The organism is Sphingobium sp. JS3065 (genome assembly GCF_026427355.1).
GTDB lineage: Bacteria > Pseudomonadota > Alphaproteobacteria > Sphingomonadales > Sphingomonadaceae > Sphingobium.
In genome coordinates, this window is sequence record NZ_CP102665.1 from 439,670 (window position 1) to 457,990 (window position 18,321).

At 67.0% G+C, this 18,321-nt stretch carries 15 protein-coding genes; 9 read left to right on the plus strand and 6 right to left on the minus strand.

Annotated elements, in window-relative coordinates:
• Positions 1-25: 25 nt before the first annotated feature.
• On the minus strand, positions 26-1,498 hold the full coding sequence (locus tag NUH86_RS19370; protein ID WP_267252939.1) for a UxaA family hydrolase: 1,473 nt from the start codon (positions 1,496-1,498) through the stop codon (positions 26-28).
• 113 nt (positions 1,499-1,611) lie between these two features.
• Between NUH86_RS19370 and NUH86_RS19375 the strand changes: the two genes are divergently transcribed.
• The 4 genes from NUH86_RS19375 (at position 1,612) to NUH86_RS19390 (ending at position 5,407) form a co-directional block, all read left to right on the plus strand.
• On the plus strand, positions 1,612-2,640 hold the full coding sequence (locus NUH86_RS19375; protein ID WP_267252940.1) for a LacI family DNA-binding transcriptional regulator: 1,029 nt from the start codon (positions 1,612-1,614) through the stop codon (positions 2,638-2,640).
• A 113-nt stretch (positions 2,641-2,753) separates the two neighbouring features.
• A complete protein-coding gene (kduI, locus tag NUH86_RS19380; RefSeq protein WP_267252941.1) occupies positions 2,754-3,590 on the plus strand; it encodes a 5-dehydro-4-deoxy-D-glucuronate isomerase in 837 nt (278 codons plus the stop codon).
• Between the two features lie 20 nt (positions 3,591-3,610).
• Positions 3,611-4,366 (plus strand): 2-dehydro-3-deoxy-D-gluconate 5-dehydrogenase KduD, encoded by a 756-nt coding sequence (kduD, locus tag NUH86_RS19385; protein WP_267252942.1) that lies wholly within the window; start codon positions 3,611-3,613, stop codon positions 4,364-4,366.
• A 9-nt stretch (positions 4,367-4,375) separates the two neighbouring features.
• A complete protein-coding gene (locus tag NUH86_RS19390) occupies positions 4,376-5,407 on the plus strand; it encodes a sugar kinase (RefSeq protein ID WP_267252943.1) in 1,032 nt (343 codons plus the stop codon).
• A 16-nt stretch (positions 5,408-5,423) separates the two neighbouring features.
• On the opposite strand, the gene NUH86_RS19395 is transcribed toward NUH86_RS19390, so the two are convergent.
• Together NUH86_RS19395 and NUH86_RS19400 are read right to left on the minus strand one after the other, a co-directional pair.
• Positions 5,424-5,813: a cupin domain-containing protein gene (locus NUH86_RS19395; protein WP_267252944.1), complete on the minus strand. Its 390-nt coding sequence runs from the start codon at positions 5,811-5,813 to the stop codon at positions 5,424-5,426.
• Positions 5,810-7,210, minus strand: a complete 1,401-nt coding sequence (locus NUH86_RS19400) for a pectate lyase family protein (protein WP_416365386.1) — start codon at positions 7,208-7,210, stop codon at positions 5,810-5,812. The genes NUH86_RS19395 and NUH86_RS19400 overlap by 4 nt, the downstream gene beginning before the upstream one ends.
• A 105-nt stretch (positions 7,211-7,315) precedes the next feature.
• Here NUH86_RS19400 and NUH86_RS19405 point away from each other — a divergent pair, with 105 nt between their 5' ends.
• The 3 genes from NUH86_RS19405 to NUH86_RS19415 are packed head-to-tail and all read left to right on the plus strand — an operon-like array spanning position 7,316 to position 11,106.
• The gene (locus NUH86_RS19405) at positions 7,316-8,296 is read left to right on the plus strand and encodes an alpha/beta hydrolase (protein ID WP_267252945.1); all 981 of its coding nucleotides are present in this window, start codon (positions 7,316-7,318) and stop codon (positions 8,294-8,296) included.
• A gap of 15 nt (positions 8,297-8,311) precedes the next feature.
• Positions 8,312-9,718, plus strand: coding sequence for a glucuronate isomerase (gene uxaC, locus NUH86_RS19410; RefSeq protein ID WP_267252946.1), 1,407 nt, complete (start codon positions 8,312-8,314; stop codon positions 9,716-9,718).
• Positions 9,715-11,106 (plus strand): mannitol dehydrogenase family protein, encoded by a 1,392-nt coding sequence (locus NUH86_RS19415; protein WP_267252947.1) that lies wholly within the window; start codon positions 9,715-9,717, stop codon positions 11,104-11,106. Before uxaC ends, NUH86_RS19415 begins: the two co-directional genes overlap by 4 nt.
• Positions 11,107-11,217: 111 nt before the next feature.
• On the opposite strand, the gene kdgD is transcribed toward NUH86_RS19415, so the two are convergent.
• On the minus strand, positions 11,218-12,144 hold the full coding sequence (kdgD, locus tag NUH86_RS19420) for a 5-dehydro-4-deoxyglucarate dehydratase (RefSeq protein ID WP_267252948.1): 927 nt from the start codon (positions 12,142-12,144) through the stop codon (positions 11,218-11,220).
• A gap of 180 nt (positions 12,145-12,324) precedes the next feature.
• On the opposite strand from kdgD, the gene NUH86_RS19425 reads away from it, so the two are divergent.
• Together NUH86_RS19425 and NUH86_RS19430 are read left to right on the plus strand one after the other, a co-directional pair.
• The gene (locus NUH86_RS19425) at positions 12,325-13,773 is read left to right on the plus strand and encodes a glycoside hydrolase family 28 protein (RefSeq protein ID WP_267252949.1); all 1,449 of its coding nucleotides are present in this window, start codon (positions 12,325-12,327) and stop codon (positions 13,771-13,773) included.
• Positions 13,774-13,800: 27 nt separating this feature from the next.
• Positions 13,801-14,709 (plus strand): LysR family transcriptional regulator, encoded by a 909-nt coding sequence (locus NUH86_RS19430; RefSeq protein ID WP_267252950.1) that lies wholly within the window; start codon positions 13,801-13,803, stop codon positions 14,707-14,709.
• A gap of 12 nt (positions 14,710-14,721) precedes the next feature.
• Here the strand turns inward: NUH86_RS19430 and NUH86_RS19435 are convergent, their stop codons facing one another.
• Both NUH86_RS19435 and NUH86_RS19440 read right to left on the minus strand, forming a co-directional pair.
• Positions 14,722-16,575 (minus strand): hypothetical protein, encoded by a 1,854-nt coding sequence (locus NUH86_RS19435; RefSeq protein WP_267252951.1) that lies wholly within the window; start codon positions 16,573-16,575, stop codon positions 14,722-14,724.
• Positions 16,572-17,900 (minus strand): MFS transporter, encoded by a 1,329-nt coding sequence (locus NUH86_RS19440; RefSeq protein ID WP_267252952.1) that lies wholly within the window; start codon positions 17,898-17,900, stop codon positions 16,572-16,574. The genes NUH86_RS19435 and NUH86_RS19440 overlap by 4 nt, the downstream gene beginning before the upstream one ends.
• Positions 17,901-18,321: the final 421 nt, after the last annotated feature.

Consider the following 18,321-nt stretch of genomic DNA (forward strand, 5'->3'; position numbering starts at 1 on the left):
TCCACGGCCGGTTTTTCGATAATTTTCACAGGGTGACGCCGCGCTTCCAGATGGCGATGGCCCGCTGTCCGCTCCGCTCCGCCGCGCACCGCTCGCCGCTCGCTACCCTCAGGATCAGGTCCAGAAAGGCCGTGTCGGCATCCTGCGTCCCGTCACGCAGCGCCAGCGACGCATCGAAATCGATCCAGTGCGGCTTGGCCTGCGCCAGCGTCTGGTTCGACGCGATCTTCAGCGTGGGCACCGGAAAGCCCAGCGGCGTGCCCCGCCCGGTAGTAAACAGCACCATCGTCGCCCCCGCCGCCGCCAGCGCCGAAGACGACACCGCGTCATTGCCCGGCGCCTCCAGCAGGGTCAGCCCCGGCTCCGTCGCCTGCCCGCCATAATCGATGACGTCGACCAGCGGCGCGCGACCGCCCTTTTGCACCGCGCCCAGCGACTTTTCCTCCAGCGTGGTGATGCCGCCCGCCAGATTGCCGGGCGACGGATTTTCCGACACCGGCAACCCCTGGTCGAGATAATAGCGCTTGAAACGGTTTACCAGCACCGCCGCCTGCTCGAACACCTCCGCGCTGGTCGCACGGTCCAGCAGCGCCTTTTCCGCGCCGAATATTTCCGGTATTTCGGTCAAAATCGCTCGCCCGCCCGACGCCGACAGCGTCTCGCTGAATCGGCCCAGCAGCGGATTGGCGGTGAGGCCGGAAAAGCCGTCCGATCCGCCGCACTTGACCCCCACCGGCAGATCGGCGAGCGTCATCGGCTCCCGCACCGCCGGTCGCGCCGCCTCCACCAGTTCGTCGATCATCGCTGCCGCCGCCGCCATCTCGTCCCCCACGCTCTGGCTGGACAGGATGCGCAGCTTGGCTCGAGCAGCCGGGGGCACTGTTTCGACCAGCGCGTCCAACTGGTTCGATTCGCAGCCAAGGCCCAAGAGCAGCACGCCCGCAGCGTTGGGATTGGCAGCCAGCCCGGCGAGCAGCGCGCGCGTCCCCGCCAAGTCGTCGCCCAGTTGCGAACAGCCGTGCGGATGGGAAAAGGCGTGGACGCCGTCGATCGCGCCGCCATGCCGTTCCCGCGCCGCCGCCGCCACGGCTTCGGCCGTCAACCCGACGCAGCCGACCGTGGGCAATATCCACACCTCATTGCGGGTCGCGGCGCGCCCGTCGGCCCGGCGATAGCCCATCCATCGCGCATCGATCGGGGCCTGCGCCTGCGCGGTCAGTCCATCGCCGGGCGCATAGGCCAGTTCGCCAGCCAGCGCCGTCGCGAGGTTATGGCTGTGCACATGCTCGCCCGGCGCGATGGCGCGGGTGGCGCGGCCGATGGGCTGCCCATATTTGATCACCATGTCGCCCGCCGCGATTGAGTGAAGCGCGATCTTGTGCCCTTGCGGCACGTCGGCGCGCAACAGCACGCCCGCCGCGCTTTCGCCCTGGTGCAGGGGACGCAGCGCCACCGCGACGCTGTCGGATTCGTGGACCCTGAGTGCAGGGGGAATCATGGCATTTCCCATATCATATTTTTAATGGTAACCGGTGTCATATTGCCTTCACCCGCGCATGAAGGCAAGGGGGGTCAGGATTTGGCGGCAAGACCGGGGAACGGGGCTTCACGATGAGCGACAGGAAGAAACGAGAACCCAAGCCCACGATCAACGATGTGGCGCGTCTGGCGGGGGTGTCGAAAAAGACGGTCAGCCGCGTCATCAACCGGTCCCCCCTGCTAAACGAGGGCACACGCGAGAAGGTGAACGAGGTCATCGCCGCGCTGGGCTATGTCCCCAATCCGCAGGCGCGCGCCCTGGCGCTGCGCCGCAATTTCCTGATCGGCCTGATCTTCGACAATCCCAATGCGCAGACTGTGCTGAACGTCCAGTTGGGCGTGTTGGATGCGATTCGCGACACCGAATTCGAACTGGTCATCCGCCCGGTCGACCGCCACTCGCCAGACCTGCTGGACGGCATCCGCGCCTTTATAGAGATGCAGCGGCCCTATGGCGTCATCATGCTGCCGCCGGTGTCGGAAAATGACGCCGTTGCCGCGCTGTGCCAGGAACTGGGTTGCGATTATGTGCGCATGGGGTCCGCCGCGCTGGACGCCGCGCCGCATCTGGTGCAGTCTAACGACCGGCAGGCGGTGGATCACGCCATCGGCCATCTGGCCGCCATGGGCCATCGCCGCATCGGCTTCATCGCCGGGCCGGAGGGGTTCCGGTCCGCGCTGGAGCGCGAGGCGGGCTTCAACGACGCGGTGGCGCGACTCGGGCTGAACAGCGGCCCGGACATCCGGACGCGGGGCAATTACACGTTCGAAACGGGCCATGTCGCGGGCAGCCGCCTGCTGGACGCCACGCCCCGGCCGACCGCGATCTTTTCCAGCAATGACGAAATGGCGGCGGGCGTGCTGCACGCGGCCCGCGAACGCGGCATCGCCGTGCCCGACGACCTGTCCATCATCGGTTTCGACGATGCGCCCATCGCCGCCCATATCTGGCCCCCGCTCAGCACCGTGCGCTGGCCCATCGCCGCCATGGCGCGGGCCGCCGCGCTGAAGTTGGTCGACCCCGCCGATGCGCAGGCCGGTCCCTCGATGTTCATGTCCGACCTGATCGAGCGCGCCTCCGTCGGCACGGCCAGGAGCTGAATATATCCATCGGGGGAGCGCATGGCGCGTATGACCCTCGGCCCCGCATTGACACCGGTTACCATAACGGACTAGACAAGCACCATCCACATTGGAGAGGGAAAGAGTTCAGTATGTTCGCCAAGACCTATCACGCCACGCATCCCGACATGATGGAGTGCGTTTCGAACGGCGAACTGCGCGACCGCTATCTGGTCGGCGGCATGTTCGTGCCGGGTCAGGTGGTGCTGAACTATTCCCATAACGAACGCTTCGTCATCGGCGGCGCCGTGCCCGCGGGCGCGCCGCTTTCCCTGCCTGCCCAGACCGAACCGGCCAGCGCGGCGGGCCATCCCTTCCTGGAACGGCGCGAGGCGGGGATCGTCAATATCGGCGGTCCCGGCGCGGTCACCGTGGATGGCGAGCGGTTCGAAATGGGCAATAAGGAATGCCTGTACGTCCCCATGGGATCGAAGGACGTAACGTTCGAAGGGGACGGCGCGCGATTCTACATCGCCTCCGTCCCGGCACACAAGGCCTGCCCAATCCGCAAGATCACGTTGGCAGAGGCCAATCCGCTGGAGCGCGGCGACCTGGCCAATTCCAACCGGCGCACCATCTATCAGCTTGTCATCCCCGGCGTGTGCGACAGCGCGCAACTGCTGCTGGGCCTGACCGTGCTGGAGGAAGGCAGCGTTTGGAACACCATGCCCCCGCACCTGCATGACCGCCGCAGCGAGATCTATCTCTATTTCGACATGCCCGAACCGACCGACCGCATCTTCCATTATATGGGGGAACCGGACGCGATGCGGCACATCGTGATCGCCAATGAGGAAGCTGTGATCAGTCCGCCCTGGTCGGTGCATATGGGGTCGGGCACGAAGAAATATGCGTTCATCTGGGCCATGGGCGGGGAAAATCTCGACTATACCGACATGAACGTGCTCGACATCTGCCAGTTGCAATAAGCGGACCGGGACCAGAGGCGATGGCGATCAACTTCGATCTTTCGGGCAAGGTGGCGCTGGTCACCGGGGCCAATACCGGCATCGGCCAGGCGATCGCGGTCGCGCTGGCGCAGGCGGGCGCGGACGTCGCGCTGGCGGGGCGATCCGAACCGGCCGATACGCTGGCGGGGATCGCCGCCGCCGGACGGCGTGGCCTGGACATCCGGGCGGACCTGTCCACCATCGCGCCGGTCGCGGGAATAGTGGACGACACCGTCGCCGCGCTGGGGCGGATCGACATATTGGTGAACAATGCGGGCATCATCCGCCGCGCCGACCTGCCCGATTTCAGCGAAGAGGATTGGGACGCGGTGGTAGACACCAACCTCAAGACGCTGTTTTTCCTCAGTCAGGCAGCGGCGCGTCCGATGGCGGCGCAGGGCGCGGGCAAGATTGTCAACATCGCCTCGCTATTGTCCTTCCAGGGCGGCATTCGCGTGCCCAGCTATGCCGCCGCCAAGTCCGGCGTGGTGGGCGTGACGAAGGCGATGGCCAACGAACTGGCGCCACAGGGCGTGCAAGTGAATGCCATCGCCCCCGGCTATATCGCGACCAACAACACCGCCGCGTTGCAGGCGGACGAGACGCGGGACCGACAGATCCGCGAACGCATCCCCGCGGGGCGCTGGGGCAGGCCGGAGGATATCGCGGGCGCCGCCGTATTTCTGGCGTCGTCCGCGGCGGACTATGTCACGGGGCAGATACTGGCCGTCGACGGCGGCTGGCTGGCGCGTTAGGTTTCCGCCATGACCGCGACCGCGCCCGTCTCAACCGCACCTGTCGTCGCCTTCGGCGAACTTCTTTTCCGGCTGACCCCGCCGGGGCAGCGACTGATGGTGCAGGCGGACAGCCTGGACCTAGTGGTGGGCGGGGCGGAGGCCAATGTCGCGTCCGGCCTGGCGTCACTGGGCCATGCGGTGCGCTTCGTCGGGCTGGTCAGCGACAATGTGTTGGGCGACCGCGCCGTGTCCGCGCTGCGCGGCGCGGGCGTGGATACGCGCTTTCTGGCGCGGGCATCCGGACGCATGGGCCTTTATTTCATGGAAGCGGGGGCTGGTCCGCGCCCGGCGGCCATCACCTATGACCGGGCGGGCAGCGCCTTCGCCTGTGCCGACCCGTCCGACATCGACTTTGTGGGCGCGCTGGACGGCGCCCGGTTGTTGCACAGCGGCGGCATCACCCCCGCGCTTGGCCCCGCCGGGGTGGCGCTGGCGCGGGCGGCGCATGCGGCGGCGCGGCAGGCGGGCGTGCCGATCTGTTTCGACGGCAATTATCGGGCGCAGCTCTGGCAGGGTTGGGACAGCGATCCACGCGGCATCTTGCGCGATCTGGTGAGCGACGCGACGATCCTGATCGGCAATCATCGCGACATATCCCTGCTGCTGGACCGCCCCTTTTCCGGGGATGGCGAGGATCGTCGCCGGGAAGCGGCGATGGCCGCGTTCGACGCCTTCCCCGATCTTCAGATCATTGCGTCCACCGCCCGCCATCTGGTGACCGCCAGCCATCATCGCATCGCGACACGGGTCGACCGGCGCGACGGCGCGCACCAGACGGCGGAGATCGACGTGACCGGCATCGTCGACCGCATCGGCACGGGCGACGCCTTTGCCGCAGGGGTGCTGCACCAGTGGCTGGAGGGTGGCGACGCCGGCGCCATGGCGCAGGCGGGGCTGGCCCTTACCGCGCTCAAGCACGGCATTGCGGGTGATTTCTGCCTGATCGGCCGGGCGGCGCTGGACGGCTTTTCCGCCAGCGGCGGGGATGTGCGCCGCTGATCTGGACCCACCAGTTTTACTGGCTGTTGGGATAGGCGACGATCAGCGACAGCGGCTTTTCGCCCACCTGCCGGATGCCGACCGCCGCGCCCTTGTAGAGATAGGCGGTCATCCCGGCGCGCAGCATGGCGCGCTGTCCGTCGGATTCCACCTCGCCCTCCCCGTCCAGCACATGATAGACCTCATCATGGGCGATGGGGTGCACGCCGATGGCGGCGCCCCGGTCCAGCACGCGGCGGCGGAATTCCATCGCGCGCGGCTGCGGCGCGGCGTCGGAGATGCGATAGGCGGTGCTCATGCCGATGGCGCCGTGCGGGTTGGGTTCCCGCCGCATCACGGTGCGCTCGTCGATCACCGCCATGGCCGGGGCGCCCCCCAGCAGCGCCAGCGCCAGAACCGCGCTCATTTGCTGTCCCCCCGCATCGCCCTGTCGCGGTCGGACAATTTTTCCTGCGCGCCGCCCTTTTGCCCCGGATAGCGGCCGGAGCGTGGCGTCATGCTGAGCAGATTCCAGTCGGCGGCGACGAAGGGCGCCCGCGTCTCCGCCATCTTGGGGTAGCCCGCGCCGACCTGATGCTCGTCATCGATGATTTCGCCCCGTCCCTCCGCAACGAAGAAGAGCACGCGGATATCGTCCGCTGCCCGGTCCCACGGACGCGCGCCCGCGCTGGCCAGCAGACTGGTCTCCACCGCCCCGGACGGCAATATGTCGAAGCCGTCCAGGCTCGCCAACGGTTCCTTCGCCTCCACCAGCCTGGCCTTCGTCTCGCCATAGCGGCCGAACATCGGCAGGGCGTTGCCGAACCGGTCGACGGCGCGATTGTCCCGCCCGTGGAAGGCCAGGTCGCCGTCACCGCCCAGCATTAGGAAGGGCAGGCCCGGATCGGTGGAATTGCCGCCGCGCATGACGTTGCCGACCGCCGTGATCTGGCCGGTCACATAATCATGGCCCGCCCACTCCAGGCTCATCAGATTATAATGCACGGCGCGGTGGCCCGGATCGTAGATCAGATTGTTGATCATCCGCACCTGCGCCCCGCCCTTCACCAGCGGCGCGCGCTCCACATTATGTGCCCAGATGTTGCGGTAGAAGGTGATGCCGGTCGCATTGTCATGGACCAGCGACCCCTTCGAATGTTCGCCCTTGGGATGGCTGGCGTTGGCTAGTCCCTCCGCCGCCAGATTGTCGCGAAACAGGATGTCGTGGCTGGTATGGGCGCGCCATTCGGCGGGGGTGCGCCCTTCGAAGCGCGGGCCGGACGCTGACATATTCTCATCGATCGCCCACAGGAAACTGCAATGTTCGACGATGACATTATGCGCCGCCACGGTGGAAAAGGCGTCCGCCTCCCACTGCGAGAAATGCGGCTGGCGGTCCGCGCCGGTCATGACGCGGATGTGGCTGAGGATCACGTCATGGGTCTTCAGGTCGATGCCGGCGCGGATCAGCGTCACGCCCGGCGACGGCGCGGTCTGCCCGGCGATGGTCAGGAAGGGTTCGTTGATCTCCAGCACGTCGCGACCGAGGTCGATGACGCCGCCCACCTCGAACACGACGATGCGCGGTCCCTTCGCATCGATGGCTTCGCGCAGCGATCCCGGCCCGTCCTTGGCCAGGCTGGTCACGCGGATGATGCGTCCCCCTGCCCCGCCCTTCGTCGGTTCGACCGGGCTGGCCGCGATATGTTTGGAGGGCGCCGCCGCCATCGCGGGCAGGGGCGAGCAGGCCGCCGCCAGGACCATCAGGGCCGACCCGATCATGCCGGTCCGCCCGAAACGCCGTTCAGTCTTCATGCAAAGCATCTCTCTCTCCTGTCGCCTGCATTCTTGACAGCAGGGCGCGAGTACGGCAACCAAAAATGACACCGGTTACCAAACGGGACTCGCAATGCGGAGAGGAACGGGAATATGAGCATCGACCGCCGCACCCTTTTCGTCGGTGCGCTGGCCGCTTCCGCCGCGCTGCCGGTCATGGCCCGCGCCGCGACCGCGCCGGTCATCGCGCCCCGCGATCCCGCCGAAACCGTCGACCTGTGGCCCGGCGCCCCGCCCGGCGCCCCCGCCGCGCTGCCGGTGGAACGCATTGAGGAACGCTCCGCCGTGGCCGACCGGCCGGACCGGATCATCACCGGCATCGCCCGCCCGCGCATCGTCCATTTCACGCCCGACCGCCCGAACGGCGCGGCGGTGCTGATCGCGCCGGGCGGCGGCTATCGGCAGGAAGCGTTCGACAATAGCGGCTATCAGGTGGCCAACTGGCTGATCACCCATGGCTATCACGCCTTCGTCCTCATCTATCGCCTGCCGGGCGAAGGATGGGCCGACCGCGCCAATGTGCCGCTGGCCGATGCGCAGCGCGCCCTGCGCCTCATCCGCCAGCGCGCCGCCCGGCATGGCATCGACGCCGAACGGGTGGCGGCGATGGGCTTTTCGGCCGGGGGGCATGTCTGTTCCGACCTGTCGACCCGGTTCGCGACACGCTGCTACCCCATGGTGGATGCGGCGGACCGGCTGTCCGCCCGCCCCTTTTGCGCCGCGCCCATTTATCCGGTGGTCAGCATGGACCCGGCCATCGCCCATCCCGGATCGCGGGAAAAGCTGCTTGGCCCCAATCCCGGCGCCGCGCTGGAGGCCGCCCATTCGACCGACCGCACCGTCACGCCCCAGTCGCCGCCCCATTTCCTGGTCCATGCGGAGGATGACGCGACCGTGCCGGTGGAAAACAGCCTGCGCCTGCGCGCCGCGTTGCGGGCGGCGGGGGTCAGCGTCGACACCCATATCTTTGCCGAGGGCGGCCACGGCTTCGGCGTTTCCCGCATCGCCGGACTTCCCGTCGCGGCCTGGCCCGAATTGTGGCTGGGCTGGGCGCGACGCACCGGCCTAGCCTAACCGACAGGACAGATCATGACCGACACGTGCCCGCTATATCTTCATCCCGACCGGCTGCTGCCCGCCGACCCCGCCGTCCGCGCCATCGCCCGCACCCTGTACCGGTCGGTCGCGGACCTGCCGATCGTCAGCCCGCACGGCCATACCGACCCGTCCTGGTTCGCGGGCAACGCCCATTTCGGCAACGCCACCGACCTGCTGCTGGTGCCGGATCATTATGTCTTCCGCATGCTTTATTCGCAGGGCGTGCCGATGGAGGCGCTGGGCGTGCGTAACCCGCACGCCGATCCACGGGAGGCCTGGCGGCAGTTCGCGCAGCGCTATCACCTGTTTCGCGGCACCCCCTCGCGCATGTGGCTGGACTGGGTATTCGCGGAGGCGTTCGGCATAGACGTGCGGCTCGACGCGGGCACGGCGGACCATTATTTCGACAGCATCACCCAGGCGCTGGCGACCGACGCCTTCCGTCCCCGTGCCCTGTTCGAACGCTATAATATCGAAGTCATCGCCACCACCGAAAGTCCGCTCGACACGCTGGAGCATCATGCCGCCATTCGCGCATCGGGCTGGCAAGGGAAAGTCATTACCGCCTATCGGCCCGACCCGGTGGTCGATCCCGATTTCGATGGCTTCCGGGACAATCTGGCCGCCTTTTCCGACCTGACCGGCCAGGATTGCTTTTCCTGGGACGGTTATCTGGCCGCGCATCGCCAGCGCCGCGCCTTTTTCGCGTCGATGGGCGCGACCAGCACCGATCATGGCCACCCCACCGCGCTGACCGCCGACCTGCCCCGTGTGGAGGCGGAGGCGCTGTTCCGCCGAGTCAGCACCGGCGCGGCCGACCCCGCCGACGCCGAACTGTTCCGCGCCCAGATGCTGACGGAAATGGCCGCGATGAGCGTGGATGACGGGCTGGTCATGCAGATCCATCCCGGCGCCTTCCGCAATCACAATGCGGCCGTCCACCAGCGCTTCGGCCGCGACAAGGGCGCCGACATCCCGACCCGGACCGAATATGTCCGCGCCCTCAAGCCGCTGCTGGACCGTTTCGGCAATGACGATAGGTTGTCCATCATCCTCTTCACCCTGGACGAAAGCGTCTATGCCCGCGAACTGGCGCCGCTGGCCGGCCATTATCCGTGCCTGAAGCTGGGTCCGGCCTGGTGGTTCCACGACAGTCCCGAAGGGATGCGCCGTTTCCGCCGCATGACCACGGAAACCGCCGGTTTCTACAACACGGTGGGGTTCAACGACGATACCCGCGCCTTCCTGTCCATCCCGGCGCGGCATGACGTCGCCCGGCGGATCGATTGCGGCTTCCTGGCCGAACTGGTCGCCGAACACCGGATAGAGGATTGGGAGGCCGCCGAACTGGCGCAGGACCTGAGCTATAATCTCGCCAAGCGGGCGTACCGGCTGTGAGGCTGTCGGCCGCGACTTTGGACCGGCTTCCTGCGGGCATCGACCGCTTCGGCTATGATCGGGCCGCGCAGGCCGTGGGCATCGTCCATTTCGGCATCGGTGCGTTCCACCGCGCCCATCAGGCCGTCTATTGCGACCGGGCGATGGACGCGGGCCAGCGCGACTGGATGATCTGCGGCGTGTCGCTGCGCTCCGCCGAGGTGGCGGACCAGCTCAATCCGCAGGACGGCCTTTATACCGTGGCGGAACGGTCGGAGAACGGCACCCGGCTGCGCGTGGTGGGCGCCGTGCGGGAAGTGCTGGTCGCGACAGCTAGCCCCGAAGCGGTGATCGACCGCATCGCCGCGCCCGCGACCCGGATCATCAGCTTCACCGTCACGGAAAAGGGCTATTGCCGCGCCGCCGACGGCACGCTGGACCCCGCGCTGGCGGGCGAGAGCAGCCTCTACCGCTTCGTGGCCGAAGGGCTGGCGCGGCGGCGGGCGGCGGGCCTGCGCGGCGTGACCCTGCTGTCCTGCGACAATCTGGCCGACAATGGCCCGCAACTGGAACGGTTGATGCAGGCCTATCTGGCCGCGCGCGACCCCGCGCTGGCCGGGTGGGTGGCGGATCATTGCCGTTTTCCGATGACGATGATCGACCGGATCGTCCCTGCTACCACAGTCGAGGACCGGGACGCGGCGCAGGCGGCGACCGGCCTGCGCGACGAAGGCATGATCGCCACCGAACCGTTCAGCCAGTGGGTGATAGAGGATCGCTTCGCCGGTCCCCGGCCCCGTTGGGAGGAAGTCGGCGCGCAACTGGTCGCCGATGTCGCGCCCTATGAGACGGCGAAGCTGCGCATGCTGAACGGCGCCCATTCAGCCATCGCCTATCTGGGGCTGCAACGGGGTCATGCCCATGTGCATGAGGCGGTTGCCGATCCGGGCCTGCGCGAAATGGCCGAACGGCTGATGCGGCGGGAGGCCGCGCCCACCATCGCCGCCGCGCCGGGGCAGGATCTGTCCGCTTATGCCGACCGGTTGATGGCCCGCTTCGCCAATCCCGCCCTGCCCCATCGGCTGATCCAGATCGCCATGGACGGCAGCCAGAAAATCCCGCAGCGCTGGCTGGGCACGCTGGCCGCCAGCCGGGCATCGGGCCATGAATGTCCGGTGATCCTGACCGCGCTGGGCGCTTGGCTGGGCCATGTCAGGGGCGACAATGCGGCGCGGTGGGGCGCGGTGGACGATCCGCTGGCGGGCGATCTGACCGCCCTGTGGCAGGGGAAGGACGCGTTGCAGGTCGCGACAGCCCTGTTCAGCCCAGGCGGGCTGATGGCGGGGACATGGCAGGGCGCGCCGCAGGATCTGGTTCGCATCGCCGCCGCCGTCCCGGCGCGGGGCTGACCCTTCGTGAAAAGAAATGGCACCGGCCCTTCAGGTGACAGGTCACCCGATGGCCGGTGCCACGGCCAGTCCCGTGCAAAGGACCGGAAGCCCGCATCGCGGGGCCTGCCGTCAGGCGGCGGCCTTCAGCCCCGCATTGGCCCTTTCGATCAGCGCGGTCAATTCCTGCAACTCCGCATCGGTCAGGTCGGTCAGCGGCGGGCGCACGCCGCCCGCCGACCGTCCGATGGCGCGCATGCCCGCCTTCACGATGGACACCGCATAGCCCGCGTTGCGGTTGCGCAGCGCGATATAGGGCAGGACGAAGCCCTTGAGACCCGCCATGATCGCATCCTTGTCCCGCGCGCGCACCGCCTGGTAGAAGGCCAGCGCCCATTCGGGCATGAAGTTGAAGATCGCCGAGGAATAGGTGGTGACGCCCATTTCCAGATAGGCCGGGGCAAAAGTTTCCGCCGTGGGCAGGCCGCCCACATAGGTCAGCCGGTCACCCATCTTCGCATAGATGCGCATCATCAGTTCGACGTCGCCTATGCCGTCCTTATACCCCACCAGATTGGCGTTGCGTTCGCACAGCCGGGCCAGCGTGTCTTCATTCAGCACGGCGTTGTCGCGATTATAGACGATGACGCCCAGCGAGGTCGCCTTGCACACCGCCTCTACATGCGCGGCCAGGCCATCCTGCGTGGAATTGACCAGATAGGGCGGCAGCAGCAGCAGGCCCTTGGCGCCCGCCGCCTCGATTTCCTTCGCCAGGTCGGTGGCGATGGCCGTGCCATAGCCACATCCGGCCAGCACCGGCACCTTGTCGCCTGCTTCCTCGACCGCGGCGCGCACGATGCCGGGCACTTCCTGCGGACGAAGGGAGAAGAATTCGCCGGTCCCGCCCGCGGCGAACAGGCCCGCGACGTCATAGCCGCCCAGCCAGCCGAGATGCTCGCGATAGGCGGCCTCGTCAAAGGCGAAATCCCGGTCGAAATGCGTGACGGGGAAGGACAGCAATCCTCCGCCGATACGCTGGGCCATTTCCTGTGGCGACATCCTGCCCTCCCTCTTGAAGTATTGCCCCCTGCTACCCGTCCGCCGGGGCGAGACCCACCGTTTAAAATGGATCGATTCATGTCCACGCGACATCGATGCGCGGCGTCCGCCGTGCCATGCTCGCACCGCAAGGACCGGCACTGACCGCCTGACAAAACATGTCCGCAAATGGAGAGGCCCATGAAGAACCAACCCACTTTGTCCAAAACCCTTTCCCGCCGCACGCTTCTGGACGCATCGGCCTGCACTGCTCTGGCGGCGATGCTGCCGCTGCAGGAAGCCGCCGCCGCGATCCCACCCGCCGACCCATGGGAACGCGCCGACTGGATCGTCCGGTCGATCCGCGCCACCAGCTTTCCCGACGCCGATTTCCCGATCACCCGCTTCGGTGCGCGCCCCGTAAAAGGGCATGACAATGGCAAGGCGATCGCCGCCGCCATCGCCGCCGCCCATGATGCGGGCGGTGGCCGCGTGATCGTGCCCGCAGGCACGTGGGAAAGCGGCGCGATCCATTTGAAATCCAACGTCAACCTGCATGTGCAGGCGGACGCGACCATCCTGTTTTCCACCCGGCCGCAGGATTATCCCATCGTCTTCACCCGGTGGGAGGGGATGGAATTGATGAACTATTCGCCGCTGGTCTATGCCCATGGGCAGGAAAATGTGGCGCTGACCGGCGCGGGGACGCTGGACGGACAGGCAGGGCCGGACAATTGGTGGTCATGGAAGGGACCGTGGAACGGCACGGTGGAGCATGGCTGGAAGGAGGGTATGGCCGACCAGCGCCCGGCCCGCGCCCGCCTGTTCCAGATGGCGGAGGCAAATGCGCCGCCTGAAAAGCGCATCTTTGGCGAGGGCAGCTATCTGCGACCCGCCTTCGTCCAATTCTATGCCTGCGACCGGGTGCTGATCGAGGGGGTGAAGCTGCGCCGATCCCCCTTCTGGCAGGTGCATCCGGTCCTGTGCCGCAACGTCGTCGTGCGCGGCGTCGACATCCATGGGCTTGGCCCCAACAATGACGGCTGCGACCCCGAATCGGTCGACATGATGCTGATCGAACAGTGCACCTTCGACACGGGCGACGATTGCATCGCGGTCAATTCGGGCCGCAATGCCGACGGGCGGCGGCTCGCCACCCCGGCGCAGAATATCGTCATCCGCGACTGCCGCATGAAGGAAGGGCATGGCGGCGTCGTGGTGGGCAGCCAGATTTCCGGCGGCGCGCGCCATATCTACGCCGAACGCTGCACCATGGATTCGCCCGACCTGTGGTACGCGATCCGGTTCAAGAACAACGCCCTGCGCGGCGGGTTGCTGGAACATTTTTATTTCCGCGACCTGACCGTGGGCCAGGTGTCTCGCGCCGCCATCACCTGCGACTTCAACTATGAGGAAGGGGCGGACGGTCCGTTTAAGCCGGTCCTGCGCGACATCCTGATCCAGCGCATGACCGTGGCCAAGGCCGCGCGCGTGCTGGATAGCCAGGGGCTGCCCGGCGCGCCGGTGGGGACGTTGCGGATAGAGGATAGCCGGTTCGACGGCGTCACTCACCCGTCGATCCTGGCGCACAGCCCCGACATACGCCTGTCGCGGGTGCGCGTGAACGGCGCGCCGGTGCAGCAGCTGTAGCCCCGGCTATCGCAGGGGGCCGCCAGCATGTATGCACCGGTCATGTTCGAACTCACCCATCTCCGCTGCTTCGTCGTCCTGGCCGAGGAACTGCATTTCGGCCGGGCGGCGGAGCGGCTGCACATGACGCAATCCCCGCTCAGCCGCCAGATCCAGGTGCTGGAACGCATATTGGGCGTGGAGCTATTCAACCGCACCAGCCGGCGTGTCACGCTGACGCTGGCGGGCGAGACCTTCCTGCATGAGGCGCGGCGGATCGTGCGTCTGTCGGAAAGCGCGGCGCTGGCGGCGCGGCGCGTGTGGAAGGGAGAGGCGGGACGCATCTCCATCGGCTTCACCGCCGTGTCGGGCTATATGCTGCTGCCCCGCATCGTCAAGCGGGCGGCGGTCGCGCTGCCGGGGCTGGAACTGCAACTGCATGAACTGGTGTCCGGCGACCAGTTCGAGGCGCTGCATACCGGCCTGATCGACCTGGCGCTGGTTCGTCCGCCGGTCGACCGGGTGCAGTTCGAATTCGCGCCGCTGCTGTTGGAAAAGCTGCTGGTCGCGCTGCCTGAGGATGATCCCCGCGCCGCGCAGACGCAATTCGAACCGGGCGATTTCGACGGGCAGGATCTGGTCATGTATGCGCAGCGGGGCGCGGGCTATTTCCACTTGCTGCTGGCCAGCCTGTTCGAGCGGGCGGGCGTCGCGCCCAACTATGTGCAATATGTGACGCAGATTCATTCGCTGCTGGGGCTGGTCGGCGCGGGCCTGGCGCCCGGCATTGTGCCGGAGGCCGCCGCCGGGCTGCACCCGCGTGGCGTGACCTTCCGCCCGTTCGTCAGCCAGCCCGACACCCCGGTCGAACTGCACCTGGCCTGGCGGCGCGAGAATGAGAACCCCGCCCTGCCCGCCTTCCGCGACCTGTGTTTGAAGGCGGTGGCGGAAGGCTGAGCAGGCTGGAAATCAGGCGTTGAAGTCGGGCCAGTCGAGGCCCGGCTTGCGGCTGTGGCAGCGCATCTCCAGCACGATCCGCGCGCCCGATCCCGGCTCCAGCCGGATGACGACGTCGCGTCCGCCCGCTACGATCCGGCGATCGCCGATGCGCACCGCCTCTATCGCATGTTCGCCATAGCCGCCGCCGCGAATCACCATCCGGCGCGCCTCTGCGGCATTGAGGTTGACGACCGACAGGGTCGTGCTGGCGGAGGTCATGCCCTCCACCAGCAGCGCCACGTCTTCCGGCAGGCCGGGCCGCTTCCGGTCGGCGTCGAAATGGCGCAGCCGCGCAAACAGCAGCGTGCCGCCCTGATTGGGCGAATTTTTCGACCATGGCGGGCGGGCGACATGGATGGCGCCCATCGTCTGGTGCAGCAGCGCGGTGACGGTCACGGGATTGCGCTCGATCGGATTGTCGGCCAGCCGCGTGCGGGCGGTGGTGCGATCCGCCCGCACCCGCACCATCTGCGTGCGCACCCGTTCCATGTCGTCCATCAGCGCCTGTTCGGCCCAACCGGGGTCGCGCCCTTCCAGAAAGTCGGTCCAGGGGGTGGCGGCCATCGCAACCCGGTCGCCGTCGCGCATCGACAGATACCAGATTTCGCCCGTGTTGAACCGATAGGGGCCGGGCTTGTAGCCGTACCAGCCCCGCTCGCCATGCATGGTGGGGGTGCAATCCACCCCGTCGATCCGCTTCGACTGCGCGTTGATGCGGGCGTTCTGGTCGCGCCAGACCTGCAGGTAGCGGTCATCGCCCGTCGCCAGATAGGCGTTCATGAAACCCATGATGGCGCGGGGGATGCGGTTGCGGTCCTCCCGCTTGCCGGTCACCGGATTGACCGGGCTGAAGCCCCAGCCATAGGTGCCGCCATACCAGCGTCCGCCCGCGCCGCCGCCTATCGTCCCGTCGGGTCCGATATTGCTGGGCAGGATGCCGCCATTGGCGCGGGCGCGCCCGGCCCATGCCTCCACATATTCCAGCATCCAGTCGCGGAACCGGTCCTCCCCCGTCAGCATCCAGGCGTTGAAGCCCAGCGCGGTCGAATGCAGGTTCAGCGGATTATCGCCCACCGTTTCGGTATATTCGCGATAATGTTCCAGCGTGTCGGCATAGCTGGATTCGCCATGCACCATTTCGAACGGACCGGTGTCGAACGGGTCGCCCGCCCAGTCCAGCATGGTCGCGGGGCGCATCAGCGGGCCGATGCTGCCGTTGAACATGGATCGGATCAGCTTGCGCTGCGGATCGTAATTGGGGGCTTTGGGATCGCGTCCGGTGTAGAAATCGGCGAAGCGGCGGGCGCGGGCAATTAATTTGGCATCGCGTGGCGTGCATAGGCCAAGCTGGTTGAAGGTGGTCAGCCCTTCGGAAATATGCTGCCAGTCCATCTGCGGCGGGAATTCGCGCACATACATGCCGTTGCGGCCCATCGGCACGTCCTTCGTGCGAGCGCGCGAATATTGCGCGAAATGCGCCTCCTGCATCGCCTGGGCCAGGTCGATCAACCCCGTCTCGCCGCCTATCAGATAGAGATAGGGCCAGTCGTTGATCGCCTCTATCGCGTCGTCCGGCCCGTCATTGGCGCCCCAGCGCAGAAATGCCTCTATCTCGTGCCGCTGGTTGAAATAGCGGTCGTGGAAGGCGCGGGCGGCGTCGCCCTGCATGGCGATCAGGTGGCGTTGCAGCACCGCCCAGCGGGGCGCGGCCATCGGCGTGTCGATCGTCACCCGCGACACCGCCGCCTTCGCCTGCGCGGGCAGCATGGCGGCCAGCGCCATCGCGCCGCCGCCGATCATCATGGTCCGGCGGTCGACGGTCATGGTTGCAACTCCAGGCGCTCGACCTTCTGGACGATGACGAAATAGGCGAAAATGGTCAGCAGGCAGTGGGCGCCGACGAAAATCAGCGCCGTGTCGAACGACCCGGCCTGCGCGACCAGCAGGCCGACGACAATGGGCGTGACGATCCCGGCCGCGTTGCCGAAGGTGTTGAAGACGCCGCCCGCCAGCCCCGCCAACTGGCGCGGCGCGACGTCGGACATGACCGCCCAGCCGAGCGACGCCACCCCCTTGCCGAAGAAGGCCAGCGACATCAGCAGGATGACGCCCGCCTGGCTGTCGACATAGGCCGCCGCCATGATCAGGCTGGCCAGCAGCATGCCGCCCAGCAGCGGCGCCTTGCGCGCCAGGGTGAGCGATCCCGTCCGGGCCAGCAGCCGGTCGGACAGCACGCCGCCCGCCACGCCGCCCAGAAATCCGCACAGCGCCGGAACGGCCGCCACGAAACCGGCCTGGAGTATGTCGAAACCTCGGTCGCGCACCAGATAGATGGGGAACCAGGTGACGAAGAAATAGGTCAGCACATTGATGCAATATTGACCGAGATAAATGCCGACCATCATGCGGTTGGTCAGCAACTGGCGCACATTATGCCAGGTGAAGGTGCCGGCGCGCCCGCCGGCCGTCTGACTGTCCAGCTCCACCAGTCCGCCGCCCTCCCGGATCAGGTCCAGTTCCGCCTGGTTGACGCCCTTGTGCCGGGCCGGGTCGCGGATGAACGTGGCAAAGGTCAGCGCCGCCAGCAGGCCCAGCGCCCCCATCACGAAGAAGACGGCGCGCCAGCCCAGGCTGTGCACGATCCAGCCCATCAGCGGCGCGAAGGCGACCAAGGAGAAATATTGGGCGGAATTGAAGATGGCCGACGCCGTGCCCCGTTCCCGCGCCGGGAACCATGCGGCGACGATCCGCGCATTGCCGGGAAAGGACGGCGCCTCGCAGAAACCGACCAGGAAACGCAGCAGGAACAGTTGCACCACCACCGACGCCCCGGTCAGGAAGCCGGCAAAGCCCTGCAACATGGTGAAGCCGGACCAGGTGACGATCGCCGCGATATAGACCGGGCGCGTGCCGAACCGGTCGAGCAGCGCGCCGCCGGGGATCTGCGCCGCGGCATAGGCCCAGGCGAAGGCGGACAGGATGAAGCCGGTCTGGATCGTGGTCAGGCCCAGTTCGTCGGATGCCGCCGCGCCCGCGATCGAAAATGTCGACCGGTCGGCATAGTTGAGCGAAGTGATGATGAAGACGAGCGCGATGATGGTATAGCGCACCCGTGTCGCCCGGACGGCGTTGTCATTCTCTCCAGGCATCGTCGACCCTCCCCATTCGCGGCCGCTGCGGCCCTTCGGCTGGAGCGGATTTCGATCCGACGGCGTCGGGCCGCTGCTCCAGCTTCTCGTTTTAATGCGTCCCAGGTCGGCGGGTTGTTCCACCTGTCCGGAAAACGCTCCCTAGATTGGCGCGTCGAACGCGCCGGTTCCATACCGCACAGCGGATCGATCGATGCAGGGCGGGCATCGTCCATCCATTATCGACTTTCCTAACACCGAACGCCTGTCGAACCGATGCTTCCCGCGCATCGATCAATCCCCTTTTCGCGGACGAAGCATTTGCGCGCTTGCCCTATCAACATGCGGTGACTGCCATTTATTGATACCGGTGTCATAAGCTGTTACACGGGGTATCAAGACAATCGGCCAAGCTGCGAAACCATCGTGGCTGACCGGATAA

What these genes read in the sequence shown, in the direction of transcription:
- NUH86_RS19400 (WP_416365386.1), bottom strand. Translation starts at nt 7,210, where the DNA reads ATGCTTTGCATGAAGACTGAACGGCGTTTCGGGCGGACCGGCATGATC.
- NUH86_RS19425 (WP_267252949.1), top strand. Translation starts at nt 12,325, where the DNA reads ATGAAGAACCAACCCACTTTGTCCAAAACCCTTTCCCGCCGCACGCTT.
- NUH86_RS19430 (WP_267252950.1), top strand. Translation starts at nt 13,801, where the DNA reads ATGTATGCACCGGTCATGTTCGAACTCACCCATCTCCGCTGCTTCGTC.
- kduI (WP_267252941.1), top strand. Translation starts at nt 2,754, where the DNA reads ATGTTCGCCAAGACCTATCACGCCACGCATCCCGACATGATGGAGTGC.
- NUH86_RS19435 (WP_267252951.1), bottom strand. Translation starts at nt 16,575, where the DNA reads ATGACCGTCGACCGCCGGACCATGATGATCGGCGGCGGCGCGATGGCG.
- NUH86_RS19370 (WP_267252939.1), bottom strand. Translation starts at nt 1,498, where the DNA reads ATGATTCCCCCTGCACTCAGGGTCCACGAATCCGACAGCGTCGCGGTG.
- NUH86_RS19390 (WP_267252943.1), top strand. Translation starts at nt 4,376, where the DNA reads ATGACCGCGACCGCGCCCGTCTCAACCGCACCTGTCGTCGCCTTCGGC.
- NUH86_RS19440 (WP_267252952.1), bottom strand. Translation starts at nt 17,900, where the DNA reads ATGCCTGGAGAGAATGACAACGCCGTCCGGGCGACACGGGTGCGCTAT.
- NUH86_RS19395 (WP_267252944.1), bottom strand. Translation starts at nt 5,813, where the DNA reads ATGAGCGCGGTTCTGGCGCTGGCGCTGCTGGGGGGCGCCCCGGCCATG.
- kduD (WP_267252942.1), top strand. Translation starts at nt 3,611, where the DNA reads ATGGCGATCAACTTCGATCTTTCGGGCAAGGTGGCGCTGGTCACCGGG.
- NUH86_RS19405 (WP_267252945.1), top strand. Translation starts at nt 7,316, where the DNA reads ATGAGCATCGACCGCCGCACCCTTTTCGTCGGTGCGCTGGCCGCTTCC.
- NUH86_RS19375 (WP_267252940.1), top strand. Translation starts at nt 1,612, where the DNA reads ATGAGCGACAGGAAGAAACGAGAACCCAAGCCCACGATCAACGATGTG.
- uxaC (WP_267252946.1), top strand. Translation starts at nt 8,312, where the DNA reads ATGACCGACACGTGCCCGCTATATCTTCATCCCGACCGGCTGCTGCCC.
- kdgD (WP_267252948.1), bottom strand. Translation starts at nt 12,144, where the DNA reads ATGTCGCCACAGGAAATGGCCCAGCGTATCGGCGGAGGATTGCTGTCC.